Source organism: Enterococcus sp. NBRC 3427 (genome assembly GCF_007996925.1).
Taxonomy (GTDB): domain Bacteria; phylum Bacillota; class Bacilli; order Lactobacillales; family Enterococcaceae; genus Enterococcus_B; species Enterococcus_B lactis.
In genome coordinates, this window is the sequence record NZ_BJLL01000130.1 from 1 (window position 1) to 533 (window position 533).

At 35.3% G+C, this 533-nt stretch carries 2 pseudogenes; both read right to left on the bottom strand.

The window, feature by feature from the left end:
• Positions 1–237 (bottom strand): annotated as a pseudogene (locus ESP02_RS13225) (hypothetical protein); the annotation flags it as partial.
• A gap of 41 nt (positions 238–278) precedes the next feature.
• A pseudogene (locus ESP02_RS13385) lies at positions 279–533 on the bottom strand (hypothetical protein); the annotation flags it as partial.

The following is a 533-nucleotide window of genomic DNA, read 5'->3' on the forward strand; positions in this document are numbered from 1 at the left end:
GTTAAGCTCATGAAATTTACGAGCATATGCTTCATGATCTATTTTCATAGGATTTCTATCACTCCACATTAGACGCAGACATTCTCGAAACCTGTTTGAGCAATTAAGAAATTCTAAAACTGCTTCCTGATGACTGTTTATCCCACTATACTTTTTCTCTTTTAAAAAAACATAATGGAATGGAGTCCAATCATGTCTTAAGTAAAAACTAACAGTTTCTTTTTCTAATAGTTCCATCTTCTCTCTCCTTTTTCCAGTTCATCACTATATGCAAAAAATCAAATCATCACTAACCTAGCATCAAAAACAGTGAATCGCTTTCTCTTTTCGTCATACACTGACCACACATAAGCGCCATCCCAATAACGACCTTCATTATAATAATTCGTAAATTCATTGTTCCAAAGGTAAATATGCAGATGATCTTTATCTGGGAAAAGACGATCATTCAACTAGTTAAATTCTTCCTCCGTTCCCTCTGCTCCTTGAGTTGCTTCAAGAAAAGAAGTCCGATAGATACTATCCTCAGCCCA